18 protein-coding genes are annotated in these 18,348 nt (G+C 65.8%); 15 read left to right on the top strand and 3 right to left on the bottom strand.

Features of this window, described 5'->3' with window-relative positions; translation table 11 throughout:
• The first annotated feature begins 12 nt into the window (after positions 1 to 12).
• The 8 genes from ACKTT0_RS16105 to ACKTT0_RS16070 all read left to right on the top strand — a co-directional run bounded on the left by ACKTT0_RS16105 (position 13) and on the right by ACKTT0_RS16070 (position 7,171).
• Positions 13 to 426: a RidA family protein gene (locus tag ACKTT0_RS16105; RefSeq protein ID WP_407850833.1), complete on the top strand. Its 414-nt coding sequence runs from the start codon at positions 13 to 15 to the stop codon at positions 424 to 426.
• A gap of 133 nt (positions 427 to 559) precedes the next feature.
• Positions 560 to 1,345, top strand: coding sequence for a transporter substrate-binding domain-containing protein (locus tag ACKTT0_RS16100; RefSeq protein ID WP_407850832.1), 786 nt, complete (start codon positions 560 to 562; stop codon positions 1,343 to 1,345).
• Between the two features lie 87 nt (positions 1,346 to 1,432).
• Positions 1,433 to 2,842, top strand: coding sequence for an MmgE/PrpD family protein (locus tag ACKTT0_RS16095; protein WP_407850831.1), 1,410 nt, complete (start codon positions 1,433 to 1,435; stop codon positions 2,840 to 2,842).
• 16 nt (positions 2,843 to 2,858) lie between these two features.
• On the top strand, positions 2,859 to 3,533 hold the full coding sequence (locus tag ACKTT0_RS16090; RefSeq protein WP_407850830.1) for an amino acid ABC transporter permease: 675 nt from the start codon (positions 2,859 to 2,861) through the stop codon (positions 3,531 to 3,533).
• Positions 3,530 to 4,180 carry an amino acid ABC transporter permease gene (locus ACKTT0_RS16085; protein WP_407850829.1) on the top strand — a complete coding sequence of 217 codons (651 nt, stop codon included), beginning with the start codon at positions 3,530 to 3,532 and terminating at the stop codon, positions 4,178 to 4,180. The genes ACKTT0_RS16090 and ACKTT0_RS16085 overlap by 4 nt, the downstream gene beginning before the upstream one ends.
• A 10-nt stretch (positions 4,181 to 4,190) precedes the next feature.
• Positions 4,191 to 4,943 carry an amino acid ABC transporter ATP-binding protein gene (locus tag ACKTT0_RS16080; RefSeq protein ID WP_407850828.1) on the top strand — a complete coding sequence of 251 codons (753 nt, stop codon included), beginning with the start codon at positions 4,191 to 4,193 and terminating at the stop codon, positions 4,941 to 4,943.
• 444 nt (positions 4,944 to 5,387) lie between these two features.
• The gene (locus ACKTT0_RS16075; protein WP_407850827.1) at positions 5,388 to 6,131 is read left to right on the top strand and encodes an alpha/beta fold hydrolase; all 744 of its coding nucleotides are present in this window, start codon (positions 5,388 to 5,390) and stop codon (positions 6,129 to 6,131) included.
• Positions 6,128 to 7,171: a 2,5-dihydroxypyridine 5,6-dioxygenase NicX family protein gene (locus tag ACKTT0_RS16070; RefSeq protein WP_407850826.1), complete on the top strand. Its 1,044-nt coding sequence runs from the start codon at positions 6,128 to 6,130 to the stop codon at positions 7,169 to 7,171. Before ACKTT0_RS16075 ends, ACKTT0_RS16070 begins: the two co-directional genes overlap by 4 nt.
• A 36-nt stretch (positions 7,172 to 7,207) precedes the next feature.
• On the opposite strand, the gene ACKTT0_RS16065 is transcribed toward ACKTT0_RS16070, so the two are convergent.
• Entirely contained in the window at positions 7,208 to 7,957 is a 750-nt protein-coding gene (locus ACKTT0_RS16065) for an IclR family transcriptional regulator (RefSeq protein WP_407850825.1), read from the bottom strand.
• Positions 7,958 to 8,094: 137 nt separating this feature from the next.
• Here ACKTT0_RS16065 and ACKTT0_RS16060 point away from each other — a divergent pair, with 137 nt between their 5' ends.
• The 7 genes from ACKTT0_RS16060 to ACKTT0_RS16030 are packed head-to-tail and all read left to right on the top strand — an operon-like array spanning position 8,095 to position 15,483.
• The gene (locus ACKTT0_RS16060) at positions 8,095 to 9,072 is read left to right on the top strand and encodes a Bug family tripartite tricarboxylate transporter substrate binding protein (RefSeq protein ID WP_407850824.1); all 978 of its coding nucleotides are present in this window, start codon (positions 8,095 to 8,097) and stop codon (positions 9,070 to 9,072) included.
• 15 nt (positions 9,073 to 9,087) lie between these two features.
• Complete coding sequence (locus ACKTT0_RS16055) at positions 9,088 to 11,385, top strand: xanthine dehydrogenase family protein molybdopterin-binding subunit (RefSeq protein ID WP_407850823.1); 2,298 nt, start codon at positions 9,088 to 9,090, stop codon at positions 11,383 to 11,385.
• Between the two features lie 10 nt (positions 11,386 to 11,395).
• Positions 11,396 to 12,184 (top strand): SRPBCC family protein, encoded by a 789-nt coding sequence (locus ACKTT0_RS16050; protein ID WP_407850822.1) that lies wholly within the window; start codon positions 11,396 to 11,398, stop codon positions 12,182 to 12,184.
• Complete coding sequence (locus tag ACKTT0_RS16045) at positions 12,184 to 13,047, top strand: FAD binding domain-containing protein (protein ID WP_407850821.1); 864 nt, start codon at positions 12,184 to 12,186, stop codon at positions 13,045 to 13,047. The genes ACKTT0_RS16050 and ACKTT0_RS16045 overlap by 1 nt, the downstream gene beginning before the upstream one ends.
• Positions 13,044 to 13,544, top strand: a complete 501-nt coding sequence (locus tag ACKTT0_RS16040) for a (2Fe-2S)-binding protein (RefSeq protein WP_407850820.1) — start codon at positions 13,044 to 13,046, stop codon at positions 13,542 to 13,544. The genes ACKTT0_RS16045 and ACKTT0_RS16040 overlap by 4 nt, the downstream gene beginning before the upstream one ends.
• A 12-nt stretch (positions 13,545 to 13,556) precedes the next feature.
• Positions 13,557 to 14,777 carry an FAD-dependent monooxygenase gene (locus ACKTT0_RS16035; RefSeq protein WP_407850819.1) on the top strand — a complete coding sequence of 407 codons (1,221 nt, stop codon included), beginning with the start codon at positions 13,557 to 13,559 and terminating at the stop codon, positions 14,775 to 14,777.
• Between the two features lie 4 nt (positions 14,778 to 14,781).
• Complete coding sequence (locus ACKTT0_RS16030) at positions 14,782 to 15,483, top strand: isochorismatase family protein (RefSeq protein ID WP_407850818.1); 702 nt, start codon at positions 14,782 to 14,784, stop codon at positions 15,481 to 15,483.
• 126 nt (positions 15,484 to 15,609) lie between these two features.
• Here the strand turns inward: ACKTT0_RS16030 and ACKTT0_RS16025 are convergent, their stop codons facing one another.
• Complete coding sequence (locus tag ACKTT0_RS16025; protein WP_407850817.1) at positions 15,610 to 16,878, bottom strand: TIGR03862 family flavoprotein; 1,269 nt, start codon at positions 16,876 to 16,878, stop codon at positions 15,610 to 15,612.
• A 113-nt stretch (positions 16,879 to 16,991) separates the two neighbouring features.
• Positions 16,992 to 18,338 carry an acetyl-CoA carboxylase biotin carboxylase subunit gene (locus ACKTT0_RS16020; RefSeq protein WP_407850816.1) on the bottom strand — a complete coding sequence of 449 codons (1,347 nt, stop codon included), beginning with the start codon at positions 18,336 to 18,338 and terminating at the stop codon, positions 16,992 to 16,994.
• Positions 18,339 to 18,348: the final 10 nt, after the last annotated feature.

Here is an 18,348-nt window from a genome sequence, read left to right as displayed (position 1 = left end):
AAGAAGCGAACCATGGCACATACCCGCATCCGCAAGTTCAATACGCGCGACACCTATCCGGAACAGCAACTCGACAACGACCTGTGCCAGGCGGTAGTAGCGCGCGGCACCACCGTCTTCCTGCGCGGCCAGATCGGCCAGGACCTCGATACTTCCGAATGCGTCTGCATCGGCGATCCCGCCGGGCAGGCCGAACAGGCCATGAAGAACATCGACATGCTGCTGAAGGAGGCCGGCAGCCAGCTGAGCCACATCTGCAAGCTCACGATATACATCACGGACCCGCGCTACCGCGAAGCCGTCTATCGTGTCGTCGGCAAGTGGCTCAAGGGCGTCCATCCCGTGTCCACCGGCCTGGTGATCAGCGCGTTCGCCCGCACCGAGTACCTGGTCGAAATCGACGCGACGGCCGTGATTCCCGACTGACACGGCCGCTGGCCGGACCGGAACCGCAGAGTTCCGGCGGAAATCTTGATGTCATCCTCAGGGGGAAACCGGGGAGACCATAGCGGCGCAGCCGCGCCGAACGACAACAGCAACACTTTCGTAAGGATGTGATATGCATATCAAGACATGGATCCTCGGGACCTTGAGCGCATGGACGATAGCCATGATCCCCTCGGCCCACGCGGCGGACGCGCTCGACGATATCCTGGCGCGTGGCAGCATCCGCGTGGCCATACCGACCGACTATCCGCCCTTCGGGTTCGTCGGGCCCGACATGAAGCCACAAGGCCTGGACGTGGACATGGCCCGGCTGATCGCCGACAAGCTGGGCGTGAAGGCCGACCTGGTGCCGGTCACGGCGCCCAATCGCATTCCCTATCTGCAGACCGGCAAGACCGACCTGACGATTTCCTCGCTGGGCAAGACGCCCGAGCGCGCCAAGGTGATCGACTTCAGCATCGCCTACGCGCCGTTCTTCGACGCCGTGTTCGGCGCCAAGGCCGACCCCGCCAAGACCTACGACGACCTGGCCGGCAAACTCATCGCGGTGACACGCGGCTCCATGCAGGACCAGGAATTGCAGGACCTGGCGCCCAAGGCCACCATCAAGCGCTACGAGGACAACAACAGCACGATCTCGGCCTTCCTGTCGGGGCAGGCGGAAATGTTCGCCAGCGGCACCCCCGTGGCCGCCACCCTGACACAGCGCGACCCGGACCTGGATCTAGAGTTGAAGGTCGTGCTGGCCAACGCGCCATGCTATATCGGCGTGCGCAAAGGACAGCCCCGGCTCCTGGCCAAGATCAACGAGATCATTCGCCAGGCCAAGCAGGAAGGCAAGCTCGACGCGCTCTCCAAGCGCTGGATGGGTGCGCCGGCGGGCGAGCTGCCGGAGTAGGCCGCCACGCGGCGGCGCCGCGCGGACGACGGCGACGGACAACGCCGCGGGCGTTGCCGCGCGCGCCCGCGAAACAAGGGGAACAGCGTGGACCGCAAGACCGGAACCGCCAGCATGCGCCTGGCGCGCTGGGCGTGCAGGCTAACGGATTCGGACGTGCCGCCCGCCGTGCGGCGCAGGGCCGTGTCCTGTGTCCAGGACACCCTGGGCGTAGCCCTGGCGGGCAGCACGTCGGGCCCGGCGCGCGCGGCGCGAACGCTGTGCGGCCATGCCGACCACGGCCCCGCGACCGTGCTGGGCGCGGCCGGCGGATACAGCCCGCGCGCGGCCGCGTTCGCCAATGCCACTGCGGCCCACGCGCTGGACTTCGACGACAATTGCTACGCCGGCTTCGTGCATGGTTCGGCGATCATCGTGCCGGCGCTGCTGGCCTGCGCGCAGGCTGCATGCGCGACAGGATCGCGCGCCGTCACGGCATACGTGGCGGGCGCCGAGTGCGAATACGCCGTGGGCGCCGCCACCCGGGGCCGCCTGTACGAGCGGGGCTGGTGGACGACCGGCGTGCTGGGACCGATCGGCGCGGCGATCGCCGCGGCCCGCATCGCCGGGCTGGGTGTGGCCCGCACCCATCACGCGCTGGCCCTGGCGGTCGCCATGGCCTCGGGCACCAAATCGTGTTTCGGCTCCGACACCAAGCCCTTGATGGCAGGCCGCGCGGCCGAGGCCGGGGTGCTGTGCGCGCTGCTGGCCGCTGCCGGAGCGAGCGGCCCGCGGCGGCCGTTCGAGGACCCGCATGGTTTCGTGGCCTGCCTCAACGAGGGAATCTTCGATGACGAGGCGCTGAGCCGCCTCGGCACGCGATGGTACCTGGAGCAGCCGGGCGTGGACACCAAGCGCATCCCGGTCTGCCTCTCGTCGCACGCGGCGGTGGACGCCGTGCGCGAGCTGGCCGCCCGCCACCGGCTGCGCGCCGGCGAAGTGGCGCGAGTGATATGCGACGTACCCCCCATCGTGGTGTCGAACCTGCGGCACGCGCGACCGCGCTCACCGGCCGAGGCCCGCTTCAGCATGCAGTTCGCCGTGGCCATGACACTGCGCGACCCGGACTGGGGGCTGGAGGCGCTCGAGCCGGGACGGCTCGCCGATCCCGGGCTGGGCACCCTGATGCAGCGCGTCAGTATGGTCAGCGGACCCGCATGGCGGGAGCCCGGACGCGCCGCGGCGGCCCCCGAAGGCGCCAGCGTGCGCCTTGAACTGCGCGATGGCCGCGTGCTCAGCGCGTATCGCGCCAAGGCAATCGGCAGCGCCGACACGCCGCTGGACGATGCGCAGATGGACCGTAAATTCCTGGAGTGCGCCGGGCCGGTCATCGGCGCGGCGCGCGCGGCCGCGGCGCTCGGGACCATACATGAACTGGACAGCGCCCGGCCGGTGCAGGCGCTGCTGGACGCCCTGGCGCCGGCCGCATCGCCAGGCGCGCCACGGACAGCCACCTAAAAAAAGGGGAATGACCATGCTTGACTTCACCGGCGTACTGGCCGCCTGGCCGGCCTTCCTGACAGGACTCGGCCTGACCGCCCTGTTGACTCTGTTCTCCTGCTCGCTGGGCACACTGCTGGGCATCGCCGCCGCTTGGCTGCGCGTCTACGCGTCCGGCCCGCTGCGCGCGGCCGTGGTCTGCTATGTCGAGTTCTTTCGCAACACGCCGTTCATCGTGCAGATCTTCTTCATCTATTTCGGGCTGCCCGCCACGGGCCTGAAGCTGGCCAGCTTTCCGGCCGCCATCGCGGCGCTGACCATCAACCTCGGCGCCTACGCCTGCGAGATCGTCCGTGCCGGGATCCAGGCCACGCCGCGCGGCCAGCTCGAAGCCGCGCAATCGCTGGGGCTGAACCGATGGCACACGTTCACGCGGGTGATATTGCCGCCGGCGCTGTCGCGCGTCTGGCCCGCCCTGATCAGCCAACTGGTGATCATCATGCTGGCCACCGCCATCTGCAGCCTCATCTCGACGGAAGAGCTGTCGTATGCGGCGAACCTGGTCGCCAGCCAGACCTTCCTGCGTTTCGAGTCGTACATCGCGGTCACCGCGCTGTATTTGCTGTTGTCCATCTGCTTCCGCCATTTCCTGCAATGGCTGGGGCCCCGCTGGCTGTTCGGTTGCGCGCCGACGGGAGGCGCCCGATGATCCAGTTCACCTTGTGGGACATCGTCCGCAACCTGCTGCAGGCGATCCCCTGGACGCTGGCGCTGTCGGCCATCGCATTCACCGGCGGCGCGGCGATCGGGCTCTTGATGCTGGTGCTGCGCCTGGCCCGCCCGGCCGTCTTCGCCCGGCCCGTGGCGGCCTATGTGCAGATCTTCCAGGGCACCCCCCTGTTGATGCAGCTATTCCTCGCGTACTTCGGCCTGGCGCTGCTGGGCATCGAGACCTCGCCCATGGTCGCGGCCACGCTGTGCCTGGTTCTCTACGCCAGCGCCTACCTGACCGACACTTGGCGCGGCTGCGTCGAGTCCATTCCCAAGGGGCAGTGGGAAGCGTCCGCCAGCCTGGCCCTGACATTCCGCGAACAGTTGCGCTATGTGATCTTCCCGCAGACGGTGCGCCTGTCGATTCCGCCGACCGTGGGCCTGCTGGTGCAGATCATCAAGAACACGTCGCTGGCGTCGGTGGTCGGCTTCGTGGAACTGACACGCGCCGGCCAGATGATCGCCAATGTGACCTTCAATCCGTTCCTGGTGTACGGGCTGGTCGCCCTGTTCTATTTCGCGCTCTGCTTCCCGTGCTCGTTGCTGGGTGGCTGGCTGGAAAAACGCACACGCATTCAGTATTGAGGATGAACGCATGAAGAACGATCGTGGCAGCACTCCCCTGGTCAGCATCCGCGGACTGCACAAGCGCTTCGGCGCCAACGAGGTGCTCAAGGGCATAGACCTTCAGGTCGCGCGCAGCGAGGTGGTCTGCATCATCGGCAAGAGCGGCTCGGGCAAGAGCACGCTGCTACGCTGCATCAACGGCCTCGAGACATTCGACCAGGGCGAGATCGCCGTGGGCGGCCAGCGCGTCGAAACGGCCGACAATGCCGCGCTGCGCGAGCTGCGCCAGAAGGTCGGCATGATATTCCAGCAGTTCAATCTTTTCCCGTCCATGACGGCCGGCGAGAACATCATGCTGGCGCCCCATCTCGTGCGGCGACGCAGCCGCGACGATTGCCGCGCGCTGGCCGGGCGCCTGCTGGAGCGCGTCGGCCTCGGCGGCAAGTTCGACGCCGCGCCCCACCAGCTTTCCGGCGGACAGCAGCAGCGCGTGGCGATCGCGCGGGCGCTGGCCATGGAACCGGAAGTACTGTTGTGCGACGAAATGACTTCCGCGCTCGATCCGGAACTGGTGGGCGAGGTGCTGCAGGTCATCGAGCAGTTGGCTCGCGAGGGCGCGACGCTCATCATCGTCACGCATGAAATGAACTTTGCCCGCAAGGTCAGCGACCGTGTCGTGTTTATGCACCAGGGCTGCGTACACGAGGAGGGGCCGCCGGAGGCGATATTCTCGGCGCCCCGCACGGCCGAGTTGCGCAGTTTCCTGGCCATGCCCCAATAGGCGCGGCCGCCGGCACGGGCATGCACGCGCGCCTCGATGGCACGGCCGCGGGCATGGATCGTGGCGGGCAGGATGCGTTCCAGGGGCCGGCGGCGCTCTCGCCATGCGGCCATCCGCCGCTTTACGTTTTTCTGGGGACACATCGGGGCTTGTCCCGCAGGAGGCCGGCTCCTGGCATATCCGCGGCCTCCTCCCATCTCGCCACCGTCTCTATCCCGGAATATCTGGATTGACCCATAAATTCTTCCTGATAGAATTAAATTCTGTTTGACGCACCACCCTCTTTGTCCGGGCAGCCCGGCTGCGCAGCATAGACAAAGAGATGCCCCATAACCGGCAGCCATCGGCCGACAAGGAAACGAAGTGACCCCAGGGAAAGGAGCGCATCTCCGCGTAAACGGCATTCGCCTGCATTATTTGCATTTTGCCGGGCCTGGCCAAAGCGTGCTGATCATCCCGGGCATCGTCAGCCCGGCGATTCTCTGGCGACATGTCGGGCAATGGCTATCTGAAAAATTCGACTGCCACATTCTCGATGCAAGAGGACGCGGGCTTTCCGAAAGCGGTCCGCATGTCGATTACAGCGTAGGGGCCTGCGCCCGCGACGTGGCTGCGTTCATCGAGAAGGCCGGCCTGGCCAAGCCGATCGTGGTGGGCCATTCCATGGGCGGAAGAATCGCGCTGCGCGCCGCCACGCTGGCGCCCGGGCTCATCGAAGCGCTCGTGCTGGTCGACCCCCCCACCAGCGGCCCGGGCCGCAGGGCCTACCCGGTGCCAAAGACACGAACCCTGAATCTCTTGCGGGCAGCCCATCGCGGCGAAGCGCTTGGGTCAATGCCGCGCGGAACGGCGCCATGGCCGGACGAACTGCAGCAACTGCGGGCGGAATGGCTGCCGACTTGCGATGAGCGCGCCGTGCACGTCACCTACGATGATTTTCATAACGAAGATCTTTTCGCCGATCTCGCGCAAACGAAAGAGCCTGTTTCGCTGCTTTGCGCGGGCGAAGGCGGGGTCGTTTCCGAAGCAGATGTCGCGGAAATGCGCCAATTGCGCAACGATATGTCCATCGTCCGGCTGCCCGGCGTGGGCCACCAGATGCAGGCTGAGAACTTTGAAGCATTCAAGCAGGCGTTGGGCGGCATTCTTGCCCGCCATCGCCAGACCATGGAGAGGAGCGGCAATTGAAACTGGATGCGGAAGCGCTGGATCTGTTCACGAAAGAGCTGAGACTCTGCGGCGTCAAGCCCGGGGAAGCCGTTGTGGTATTGACTGCCGATGATGAATGGCAAGAGAACGCAAACGCCTTCATGGCCGCCGCCCAGGGCCTGGGGGCCACCACCTTCAACCTGAATGTCCGCCGCGGCCAACAGAACGCGGTGGGCGTGCAGGGACGGCACCCGCTTGTCGGCAATGAACTCGCCATGCAGACGCTGAAGTCGGCGGACATGGTCATCGATATGGTCGGGCTCTTGTTCTCGCGCGAACAGGCGGAGATCCAGGCCGCCGGCGCGCGCATTCTTCGCGTGATGGAGCCTTTCCATGTCCTGAAGCAGATGTTCCCCACCGAAGACCTGCGGCGACGCGTCGAATATGCCAAGGGCATGCTTGAGCAGGCACGCGAACTACGGTTCACTTCTGATGCCGGCACGGACGTTACATACCAGCTGGGCCAATACCCCGTTATTTCGGAATACGGCTATACCTACGAGCCCGGCCGCTGGGATCATTTCCCGTCGGGCTTTGCCTTCACGCAAGGCAATGACGGCGGCGTCAATGGCGCGGTCGTGCTGCAGCCGGGCGATATCCTGTGCGCGTTCAAGAAATACGTCGAGTCGCCGGTGACCCTGAAAATAAGGGATGGCAACGTCGTGGACATATCAGGCGCGGGCGTAGACGCGCAACTGATCGATAGCTATATCAAGAGCTTCAGCGATGACCGGGCATATGCGATTTCGCACATTGGCTGGGGCCTCAATGAAAAAGCGCGCTGGTACCAATTTTCGGTCACGCGCCAGTTGCCGGCGGAACACGTGATGAACGCGCTGGCCTTCTATGGCAATGTGCTTTTCTCGCTGGGACCGAATCTCGAGGTAGGGGGCGACAACGATACGGCCTGCCACCTGGATTTGCCGATGCGCCGCTGCAGCCTTTGGCTGGATGGCACGCAGATCCTGAAAGACGGTGACGTGATCCACCCCGCCATGCGGGTCGATCGGCACGCCTGAACGACCGGCCCCACGCCCCTGGCCGGCCGCGTCAGCCTATGCGGCCGGCCGGTCCGTCGAATGCCAATTGTCGAATATCGTGGCGTCCCCGCCCAGCCGACGCGTCAGGTCGGCCGCCGCCGATAGTAGGCGCGTGGCCATCGCGGGAATCAACTCGGAAGAGAACCGGGCCGCCGGCCCGGAAATGGCCAGCGCCCCGCGCAAGTTCCTTTGCGGGCCGAACACGGGAGCGGCGATTGCGGCGATATCCGGCTCCCGTTCGCCAATCGTAATGATGTAGGGCTGCGCCGGCGCCTCTGGCGGAGGAGTCATTGCCGGGTCGAATGCAATCAGGATCCGGCCTGCCGCTCCTTTATCGAGGGGGACGAGATCCCCGGTCCGGATGTGGTCCCGGATAGACCTGGGCGAGTCTACCCGGAACAGGCAGACACGGTGATTGCCCTCGCGTGTGAAAAACGACGCGCCCTCCTCGGTCTCTTGCACGAGCCGGCGCAGAATCGGCGGCACATGGTCGTCCAGCCGCAAAGCCGACTGATAAAGCCCGCCCCAGTGCAGCAGCATCGAGCCCAGCTGATAGCTGCCGTCGTCCAGCCGCACGATGCAGTGTTCCTGTACCAGCGTAGCCAAGAGCCGGAGGATGGTGCTCTTGTACATCTTGGTCCTGCGCGCGATTTCGTTGAGCGATAAAGAACTATCGCCTGCGCGGAAGGCGTTGAGTATCGCAATCGCCCGCTCTACAGCGGCAACGCCGCCAGCCTTTGCGTCGCTATCCGGTGCTTCCGACATTTGTTGGCTCAGTCTAGTGCATGTCCTAGTTGACATTGTATCGTACCGCTCTGCAGAATAGAGTTCCCTTCAACAGAACGGATGCGCATCACACGCCCGTGCTGCTGTGTCCCTATAACTTTCCAGGGGTATTAACAATGCGTAACGTAAGCTGGAAGCGGTTTTTTGCGAGCCTGGCCTGTGGCGGTCTTTGCCTGGTGGGCGCCGCCCACGCGGGCTCCTTTCCGGACAAGCCCATCACGCTCATCGCCCCGTACCCCCCAGGCGGGGCCACGGACCTGTACGCGCGCTCGATCGCCGCGGGCCTGGACGAATTGGGCCAGCCCGTCGTCGTAGAGAACCGCGCCGGCGCTTCGGGGATCATTGGAGCGGACTATGCCGCGCGCATGGCGCCGGATGGCTACACCATGCTCATCGGCGCCTCTTCGATGTTCTCCGTGCTGCCCCTGCTCAGCAAACGCATGGACGGCGTCTACCAGAAGATCGAGCCGATCTCGATTCTCGGCTTCAATCCGTCGTACGTCGTCGTGCCGGCCACGTTGCCCGTCAATTCCATCCAGGAACTGATTGCGTATCTCAAACGGGATCCGGGCAAGTATGGCTACGGTTCGGCCGGAGCCGGCACCTCGCAGCACGTGTTCATGGAGCTCTTCAAGCAGCGCGCCGGCGTCGATCTGTTCCCGGTGCAATACAAGGGGAGCGGCCCCATGGTCGTCGACCTGATCGCGGGACGCGTCGTCATGGCGATCGAACAAGGGCCGGCGGTATTGGCATACATCAAGTCCGGCAAGCTGAAGGCCCTGGCCGTCACTACCGCGAAGCGGTCCGAGGCCCTGCCGGACGTCCCGACCCTGGCCGAAACCGTATTGCCCGGCTTCGACGTGGTCACGTGGTTCGCGCTGTACGCGCCCAAGGGCATTCCCCAGGACGTCGTCGACCGAGTCGTGCCGCAAATCGCCAAAACGATGGCGTCGGCGGAAGTCAAGGAACGGCTTGCCGTGGTCGGCGTCGAGCCGGCCTCCAGCACGCCCGCGGAAGTCGTGAAGCGCCAGGCGGCTGAAACGGCTTTGTGGAAAGACGTCATTGCGCGCTCGAAGATCTCGCTCGAAGACTAACGCCCAGGTCTTGCCATGCACTCCAAGCCCCAGTTTTCACTCCGCGCGGAGCCCCGCTCTGACTATCTGGAAAAGGTCACGGGCGCGGCAATCTACGCGAGCGACGTAACGATACCGAACATGCTGCACGGGAAAATCCTGCGCAGCACCGTGCCGCATGCCCGCATCGCCAAGATTGACGTGAGCGCGGCCCTCGCCATTCCAGGCGTTGTCGCCATTCTGACCGGCGACGACCTGCATGACTTGCCGGGCGCCGATATCCGGTGGGGGCTATCGCTACGCGACCGTCCGATCATTGCCCTGGAAAAAGTGCGCTACGTGGGCGATCCGGTCGCCGCGGTGGCCGCGGTCGATGAAGCGACCGCGGAAGAAGCCGTCGAGGCCATCGCGGTCAGCTACGAGGCGCTTGCGCATGCCACCACCGCCCAGGAAGCGCTCGCCGAGGGAGCCCCATTGGTCCATGAGGATATGGAGGTCCTCAAGGACTATTACTTCAGGGGCCACTGCACGCCGGTGGAAGGCACCAACAAGTTCCAGCAATGGGCCTATGAAAATGGCGATGTCGAGGGCGCCTTCCAGGGCGACGTCCGGGTCTTTGAAGACACGTTCACCTTTCCGATGGTCTTCCACTATGCAATGGAACCGCACGTCTGCATTGCGCATTGGAAACCGGGTTCGCTGGAGATATGGAGCGGCGGCCAGACTCCCACCGCTATCCAGCGTGTCTGTTCGGAAATGCTGGGCGTGCCGTTGGCTTGCGTTCGGGTCCATTCGCCCTACGTCGGCGGCGGATTCGGCGGCAAGGCCTCGGTAAAGATCGACCCCCTGGTGGCGGCGCTGTCGTGGAAGGCGCGCGCGCCTGTCCGGATCTGCCTGACAAGCACCGAATCCATGCTGACGTGCCGGCGCCTGGACGCGGAAGTGACGCTCAAGACCGCCGTGGCCCCAAGCGGCAGGATCGTTGCGAAATCCATCCGCGCCACGCTGAATGGCGGAGCCTACGCCGACACCGGGCCGGCGATTGCGGTCAAGGCGGCGATCCGTGCCATCGGGCCCTATCACATACCGAACCTGCGTCTCGAGGCCATCGGCGTTTATACGAACACCGTGCCGGGCGCCGCATTCCGCTCCATCGGCGGCCCGCAGGCGGTATGGGCCACCGAGTCGCAGATGGACATCATCGCCGATGCCATGGGCTATGACCCGGTCGAGTTCAGGATGCTCAACCTGGCGGAAAAAGGACAGGCGATCAAGCATGACCTGAGGCCGATCGATGTCGATATGCGACGCTCATTGCGCGCGGCGCTCGAGACGCTCGACAACTTGCCCGAACCCCGCTGCGCAGGACGCCGGGGGCTCGGCGTCGCGGTCGGCGCGACGGACCCCGGCATCATGCCGGTCGGCGGCGCCATCGTGCGCCTGAGGGCGGACGGCTCGGTCAGCGTGTCGGCCAATACCGTCGAGATCGGCCAGGGCAGCCGCGGGGTGCTCCGCATCGTCGCCGCCCGAACCCTGAATCAGCCGTTGAAGATGGTGGCAGTCGCCGAGCCCGATACCCTGCAGGCTCCCTATGACTGGGGTACGGGAGCCAGCCGCTCGACCGTCATCATCGGCCTGGCAGTGCAGCTGGCCTGCGAGGACATTGTCCGCCAAGTTCGCGACACGGCCGCCCAGGTGTTGGGCGGGCAGGCGGACGACTATCAGCTGGTGGAAAACGCGGTACAGGGGCCGCAAGAATCGATCGCCCTGATCGAGCTGTTGCGACGCTTCAACGGCATGGCCGCCGGGGAATTCCTCGGCGTGGGGCGCGTCAACCCGAACACGAACAACGGCAGCTTCAAACAGCAGCCGCTGTTCTGGGAAACGGGCGCCGGCGCATTCGAGATCACCCTGGACGAAGGAACCGGCGCCATCAGGGTCTTGAGGGCGGGCGGCGCGGCCGACCTGGGCCATGTAATCAACCCGAAGGCCGCCGAGGGCCAGGACGAAGGGGCCATGGTCATGGCGCTAGGCCACACGCTGTCAGAGGAATACATCTACCAGGATGGCCAGGTCGTCAACGGGACGCTCTTTGATTACAAGGTGCCGACGATGGAAGACGTCCCGGACCACGTCGGGACTGCATTGATAGAGAGCGGCGACGGGCCCGGGCCTTTCGGCGCGCGCGGCGGCGGCGAAGGAGCGATCCTGCCCGCGGCCCCTGCCGTGGCCAACGCCCTTTTCCAAGGGTGGGGAATCAGGTTGAAAGAATTGCCGCTCACCCCGGAGCGCGTCTGGCGCGCGCTGCGGGACAAGAAACTAACCGAGAAATAACGCCGACGCCATGGACTTCAGAATCGATGCACTACTACCGGCCACTGCTTCGCAATTGTGGGCCATTTTCTTCGATGTAAAGCGGGTGGCCGCTCTCATCCCGGGTTGCGAGAACGTCGTCGAGGTGGAGAAACTCAAAGAGTTCTCCGCGGTCATGCGGCAGAAGATCGGGCCTTTCAAGCTGGAGGTCCCCACCCGCATCGACATCGACTCGTACGATCCCGAGCGGCAGGTCTCGCTGAAAGCCGCTGGCAGCGACAAGGCTACGGGCACCACGATCGATGTGGGCATGGTTGTCAATCTCGACGAACAGCGAGACGGCGAACGCGTCTTGTGCAAGCTTGATGTCAGCGCCACGATGCAAGTCGCCGGCCGTCTCGCCTCGCTCGGGTATCCGATTGTCCGAAAACGTTCGGAACAGCTCTTCGCCGAGTTCGAACAGCGCTTGCGGGCGGAACTCTCGAACGTGGGTGGCGCCAGGCCCGCGCTGCCGCAATCTGCTTCCCCGGACGCGGAAGAGCAAGCGGCCGTGCCGCCTGCCGCCGAGCCCCTTGTGCCCGCCGGGACGCCCCGGCCTCCCGCACCGGCCCCGCGGAACCCGCGCCATGACGCGCCGGCCGCCCGCCCCTCCAGCACTGGCGCCACGGAGCTGGTCCTGCTCTGGCCGAGACTGGGCATCAACGTGGCCGTGGCGATCGGCGTCGCGCACGGCGCGGTGGCGTTCGGCCAGTCACCCTGGTGGTGGCTGGCCGCTCCCCTGCTCGGCGTCGCCGCGAGCCTGGGAAAGCGGGGTGCCTGATGCGCGCCAAGAGATTCTTCCTGCACCGGCCGACCAGCCTTGACGAGGCCATTGCGCTCAAGCAGAAGCATGGCGACGCGGCCACCTTTCATGCCGGCGGAACCGAGCTTCTGGTGGCATTGAAGGCCCATGTCTTGCGGTACGAACATGTGATCGATCTCAAGCAGATCGGCGAACTCAAGGGCGTACGGCTGAACAGCGACGACACCATAAGCATCGGGGCGTTGACCACGCACGACCGTATTGCCAACGATCCCATTGTGCGCGACTGCCTGCCCGGGTATGCCGAACTGAGCGAGCAGGTGGCGAACATCCGGGTCCGGATCGCCGGCACACTGGGCGGCGTACTGTGCTTCGGGGAACCGCACGCCGATGCGCCCACCATGCTGTGCGCGCTGGACGCCTGGGTCGTCCTGGCAGGCCCGGACGGACGACGCGAAATCCCATCCAGGGATTTCCATCTCGGCGAATTTACAACGGCTCGCGCCGACGACGAGATCCTCGCCTCGATAGATATCGCCCCCCAGTCGGCGGGCACGCGCTCTGCCTACCGGGCTTTCGGGCATACCGAACGACCGGCCGTAGGAGTGGCCGCGGTCTGGTCGACCGACAACCCGCAGCGCTTGAGCCTCTGGGCCGGCGCGATTTCTGCCAGACCGGCGCGCCTGGAACGTGCGGAGGAGCTCGCGGCTGGGCTCCCCGCCGGCCTTGGCAGTGAAGCAACATGGGACCGCCTTCGCCACGCGGTGGCGGCAGACGCCGCGAGCATCGAGGCCCATGACGACCTCCACGGTGGAGCCGATTACAAGCGCCATCTCGTCTCCGTTCTTGCCGAGCGGGCTCTCAAAGCATGCATGCCATGAGTCAGACCAACTACGAATTTCCCATGATGCGCGTCGATTTCAAGCTCAATGGCAGCCCGACCGCCGTTGACATCGAACCGTGCGAAATGTTGATTGATGTGCTCCGCGAGCGGCTGCAGCTGACGGGGACCAAGCGATCCTGCGATGTGCAGGTCTGCGGCGCGTGCACTGTTCTGGTGGACGGAAATCCCACCTCCAGTTGCACGACGCTGTGCGCCGATGCGCATGGCCGCGAAGTCACGACTATCGAGGGACTGGCGCAAGGGAAACGGCTGGATCCCGTCCAGCGCGCGTTCATTGCCCACGGCGCGCTGCAATGCGGGTTCTGCACGCCCGGGATGATCCTGGCGGTGAAGGCGATGCTGGAACGATATGAAAAACCGTCCGAGGAGACAGTGCGCCACTATCTGCGGGGCAACATTTGCAGATGTACTGGTTACGTGAAGATTCTCGAGGCCGTCATGGACCTCGTCCACAACCCATCGAACTATCAATAGGTAGAGGAACCGATGTCTGATTCGCAAAGTACCCCTCCGCGAAAACATGTGCTCGTCGCGGGCGCCGGAATGGGCGGGCTGACGCTCGCCCTGGCCCTGCTCAAGAAGGGATTCGACGTTGATGTCTATGAACAGTCGCCGGAGCTCCGCGAGGTGGGCGCGGGGCTGTGGATTTCGGCCAACGGGGCCCGCGTCATGTCGGCTCTTGGCCTGGCCGATACGCTCGCGCATATCAACCTGCCGCCCAAGGACCGGCTTATCCGATACTGGAAGACCGGCGAGGGCAAGTCTGTCTATAACCGCGGGGCCGACGCCTCGCAGGCGGATCACACGCTGATACAGGTGCTGCGCGCGGAGCTGCAGCGGGTGCTGTACGAAGCCGTCATCAAGATGAAGCCGGATGCCGTGCATTTCGGGGCACGCTCAATTGGCGCGGCAACGGTCGACGGGCGGGCCCGATTGCTGCTCGACGGCGGCCGCCATGTCGAGGGCGACGTGGTGGTCGGCTGCGACGGCGCGCATTCGAGAGTGCGGCAGTCACTATTCGGGCCGGCGCCCGCCCGCTATACGGGCGCCCTGGCCTGGCGCGGCCTCGCGCCCATGGCCAAGCTCAAGCCGCAGCACCGCGAAGCCCTGGCCTCGACCTGGGTAGGCCCGACCGCCCACGTCACGACCTACCCGGTCCAGCGCAATGGCGAAATGTTCGTCAGCTTTTCGGCGCAGGTCGACAGTGAAGAATGGCATACCGAATCATGGTCCGAGAAAGGCGACCTGGCCGACGCGCTCAGGGACTTCGCCGGCTGGCACCAGGACATCATCGACCTGTTCATCGCCTCTGAAAACTTGTTCCGCTGGGGACTGTTCGTCCGCGACCCGCTCGACGCCTGGTCGAAGGGCCAGGTGACGCTGGTGGGAGATGCATGCCATTCCATGACGCCATATCTGGGGATGGGGGTCAACTTGACGATGGAAGACGCCTTCGTTCTTGCCAGGTGCCTGGAACAAGGCCTGGCCGATATCCCGCAAGCACTGCAACGCTACGACCGCGCCCGCATCGAACGCGCCAATCGCACCAAATCGGAATCGCTGAAAATGTTTGAAGTTTTCCATAGCCCGGACCTGGCGGAAAGTGAAACCGCCTGGCCCTATATTCATGAGCATTGGTCCGCGCAGGCGGTCCGGGAACGCTACGACTGGCTGCTCCAGTATGACGCCACCTCCGCGGAGATATAGCGCCATGGCTCAGATTCAGGGACAACGTGCGCGGCCCTGGGATGGAGTCATCCCTGACGAGGAACTCGACATCTACCGCAAGGCAGGCTGGGGCGCCCCCACGGGAATCGGCCGGCGCCCCGCGCTGCTGGTCATCGATGTGCAATACCGGTCCATGGGCTACGAGCCCATGCCGATTGGGCGAGCGATCGAGACAATGCCGACGAGCTGCGGCGAGTATGGCTGGCGCGCCGTACCGCACATCGCCCGGCTATTGGATGAATTTCGGAAAATCGGCGCGCCCGTGATCTACCCGCATGTCGCGCCCAAGCTGTCGCATGATCGCGGCCAGTTCGAAGCCAAGGTTCCCGGGGTCATGAGCGTGTCCGCGGCGGATTACGACTTTGTCAAGGAAGTGGCGCCGCAGGCGGGCGATATCCAGATTCCGAAGTACCAGGCCAGCGCCTTCCATGGCACCGCGCTTGCCAGCTACCTGGTCGGCCTGGGGGTCGATACGCTGGTCGTCACCGGATGCACCACCAGCGGGTGCGTGAGGGCCACCGTGGTCGACGCCTGCGCCTTGAACTACAAGGTCGTGGTGCCGCAGGACGCTGTCTACGACCGCTCGCAGGTATCGCACGCGGTGAACCTGTTCGACATGGCAAGCAAATACGCGGACGTCATGTCGACAGCAGAGCTGGCAAGCCTGTTGCAGGCCAACCGCTAGCATGCCGCCAGGCAGGCGGGACCGTCGATGCGGCAGTCCCGCCCGGTGGCGCCCGGCCGCCTATGAAAGCCGGCGGCTGCCGGCCCGCAAGCATGGATTTCCTCTGGGCGGCTGCCAGCCCGCAGGTCAGCGCCCGAGCAGCGCCGCCACTCCTTCGGCCGCCACCACGCCGCTGGCCATGCAGGCCGTCAGCAGATACCCCCCCGTGGGCGCTTCCCAGTCCAGCATTTCGCCAGCGCAGAAAACGCCGGGCATGGCTTGTGCCATCAGCGCCTGGTCGAGGGCTTCCAGCCGCACCCCGCCCGCGCTGCTGATCGCCTCGTCTATCGGACGGGCGCGCAATAAGCGCAGCGGCAGCGCCTTGATGCGACGAGCCAGCAGCGCCGGGTCCTGCCAGGCCGGCGCGCCCGCGCATTCGCGCAGCAGCGCGGCCTTGACTCCCTTGAGCCCGAGCCGGCTCTGCAGATGGCTGGACATGGAGCGCGCGCCGCGCGGATGCGCGACCTGCGCAAGGACCCGCTGCGCCGACAGGTCGGGCAGCAGGTCGATCCAGGCGAACGTGGCGCCATGCGCGCCGATGGCGTCGCGCAGGCCGGCCGACAAGGCGTAGACCAGGCTGCCTTCGATGCCCGATTCGGTGAGCACGAATTCGCCGCGCCGCCACGCGCCGGGCGCGCCGGCGTTATCCAGCGCCATGGCGACCGACTTGACCGGCATGCCGGCGCAGCGCTGGCGCAAATGCACGCTCCAGTCCGCCTCGAAGCCGCAGTTGGCCGGGCGCAGCGGCGCCACCTCCATGCCGTACGCCTGCAAGGCAGCCACCCATGCGCCGTCCGACCCAAGCCGGGCCCAGCTGGCGCCGCCCAGCGCCAGGATGGCCGCTTCGGCGCGCACGGCCAGCGGGCCTTGCGGCGTATCGAAATGCAGTGCCTGCGGCCCGGCTGCCGCGCCGGCGGCCCAGCCGCTCCAGCGATGCCGCATGTGAAAACGCACGCCTGCGGCGCGCAGCCGCGCCAGCCAGGCGCGCAGGAGCGGCGCGGCCTTCATTTCGCTGGGAAACACCCGACCCGACGAGCCGATGAACGTGTCGATGCCCAGCCCATGCGCCCAGTCGCGCAGGCCCTGGGCATCCAGGCGGCCCAGCCATGCGGCCACCGCCGTGCTGCGCCCGCCATAGCGCTGCCTGAAGCGCTCGGCCGGCTCGCCATGGGTCAGGTTCAATCCGCCACGGCCGGCCAGGAGGAACTTGCGCCCCACCGACGGCATGCCATCGTAGACGTCGGCCCGTATGCCTTGGCGCGCCAGGGTTTCGGCCGCCATCAGGCCGGCGGGCCCGCCACCGATGATGGCAACTCGGACAGAAGCGCAGGACGCGGTCGGGGCGGGATCGGACATGGGCGGAAAAAGAAACGGCACGCGACGCGATTGTCGCACGGCCCGTGGCCGGCGCGGCTGGCCAGCCGCCCGATTCCCGGCCAGTGCGGCGCGCCTTTTAGAGGGAACGGGCCCTAGGCGACCTGCCCCGCCATGACCTCCGGCACCAGCCCGGTGTGCACGTCGCCTTGCTGGAACGCCTCGTTGCTCAGCAGCACCCGCAAGGCATCGATGTTGGTCTTGACGCCCTCGATCTCGAACTCGTCCAGCGCGGCGAGCAGCTTGTCGATGGCGTCGGCGCGGTCCGAACCGTGGGCGATCAGCTTGGCCAGCATGGGATCGTAGTGGGCGGTGACTTGCTGCCCTTCGGCGTATCCGGTTTCGACACGGATGCCTTGCGGCGGGCGGTACACCTTGAGCACGCCGGGCGACGGCAGGAAGCGGCGCGAGTCCTCGGCATAGACGCGCGCCTCGATCGCGTGGCCGCGAGCGTGGAGGTCGACGGGCAGGATGCGCTCCAGCGGCATGCCGGCGGCGCTCTCGACCTGCGCGCGCACCAGGTCGACGCCGGTGATCGCTTCCGTCACGCCATGCTCGACCTGCAGGCGCGTATTCATTTCCAGGAAATGGAATTGCCCGGCCTGGCTCATCAGCGTCTCGACCGTGCCGATGTTGTCGTAGCCGAGCCGCGAGAAGGTGTCCGCCAAGCGCCGGGCCAGCGCATCGATGCCGCCGCGCCCGACCGCCGGCGCGCGGGCTTCTTCGATGATCTTCTGGTGGCGCCGCTGCAGCGAGCAATCGCGGTCGAACAAATGCCGTACACGGCCGTTCCTGTCGCCCAGCAGCTGGAACTCGATATGGCGAGGGCGCTGCAGGTAGTGCTCGAGATATACCTCCGCGTTCGAGAACCCGCGCATCGCCAGCGTGCTGGCTTTCTCAACCATGGCAGCCAGTTCGCCCGCATCGTGCGCGACCAGCATGCCGATGCCGCCGCCGCCCGCCGCCGGCTTGATCAGCACGGGGTAGCCGACCTCATCGGCATATTGACGCATCTGCGCCGCGTCGCCGGACAGGATCGGCGACCCCTTGCCCACCGGCAAACCGTGTGTTGCGGCCAGCTCGCGCGCGCGGGTCTTGTGGCCCATCGCATCGATCCAGTCCGCCGAAGGGCCGATGAAGGTTGCGCCGGCGGCCTGGATGCGGCGGGCGAATTCCGCGTTTTCGGCCAGGAAGCCGTAGCCAGGATGCAAGGCATCGGCGCCAGTGCGCTTGACCAGTTCGATAAAGGCGTGCTGATTCAGGTAGCTGTCGCGCGCCATGGCCGGGCCGATCAGGTGCGCTTCGTCAGCCTGCTCGAGATACGGGGCGCCGGCGTCGGCTTCTGAATAGACCGCGACGGAACGGATCCCCATTTCGCGCAATGCGCGAATAAGCCGGCTGGCGATGGCGCCGCGGTTGGCGACGATGACTTTATGGAACATGGCTCTTCCC

Origin of the sequence: Bordetella saccharivorans, from assembly GCF_045862855.1 — a bacterium.
Lineage (GTDB): Bacteria > Pseudomonadota > Gammaproteobacteria > Burkholderiales > Burkholderiaceae_B > Bordetella_A > Bordetella_A petrii_F.
Note: the sequence above shows the minus strand (reverse complement) of the source record. Positions and strands in the feature narration are given on the sequence as shown.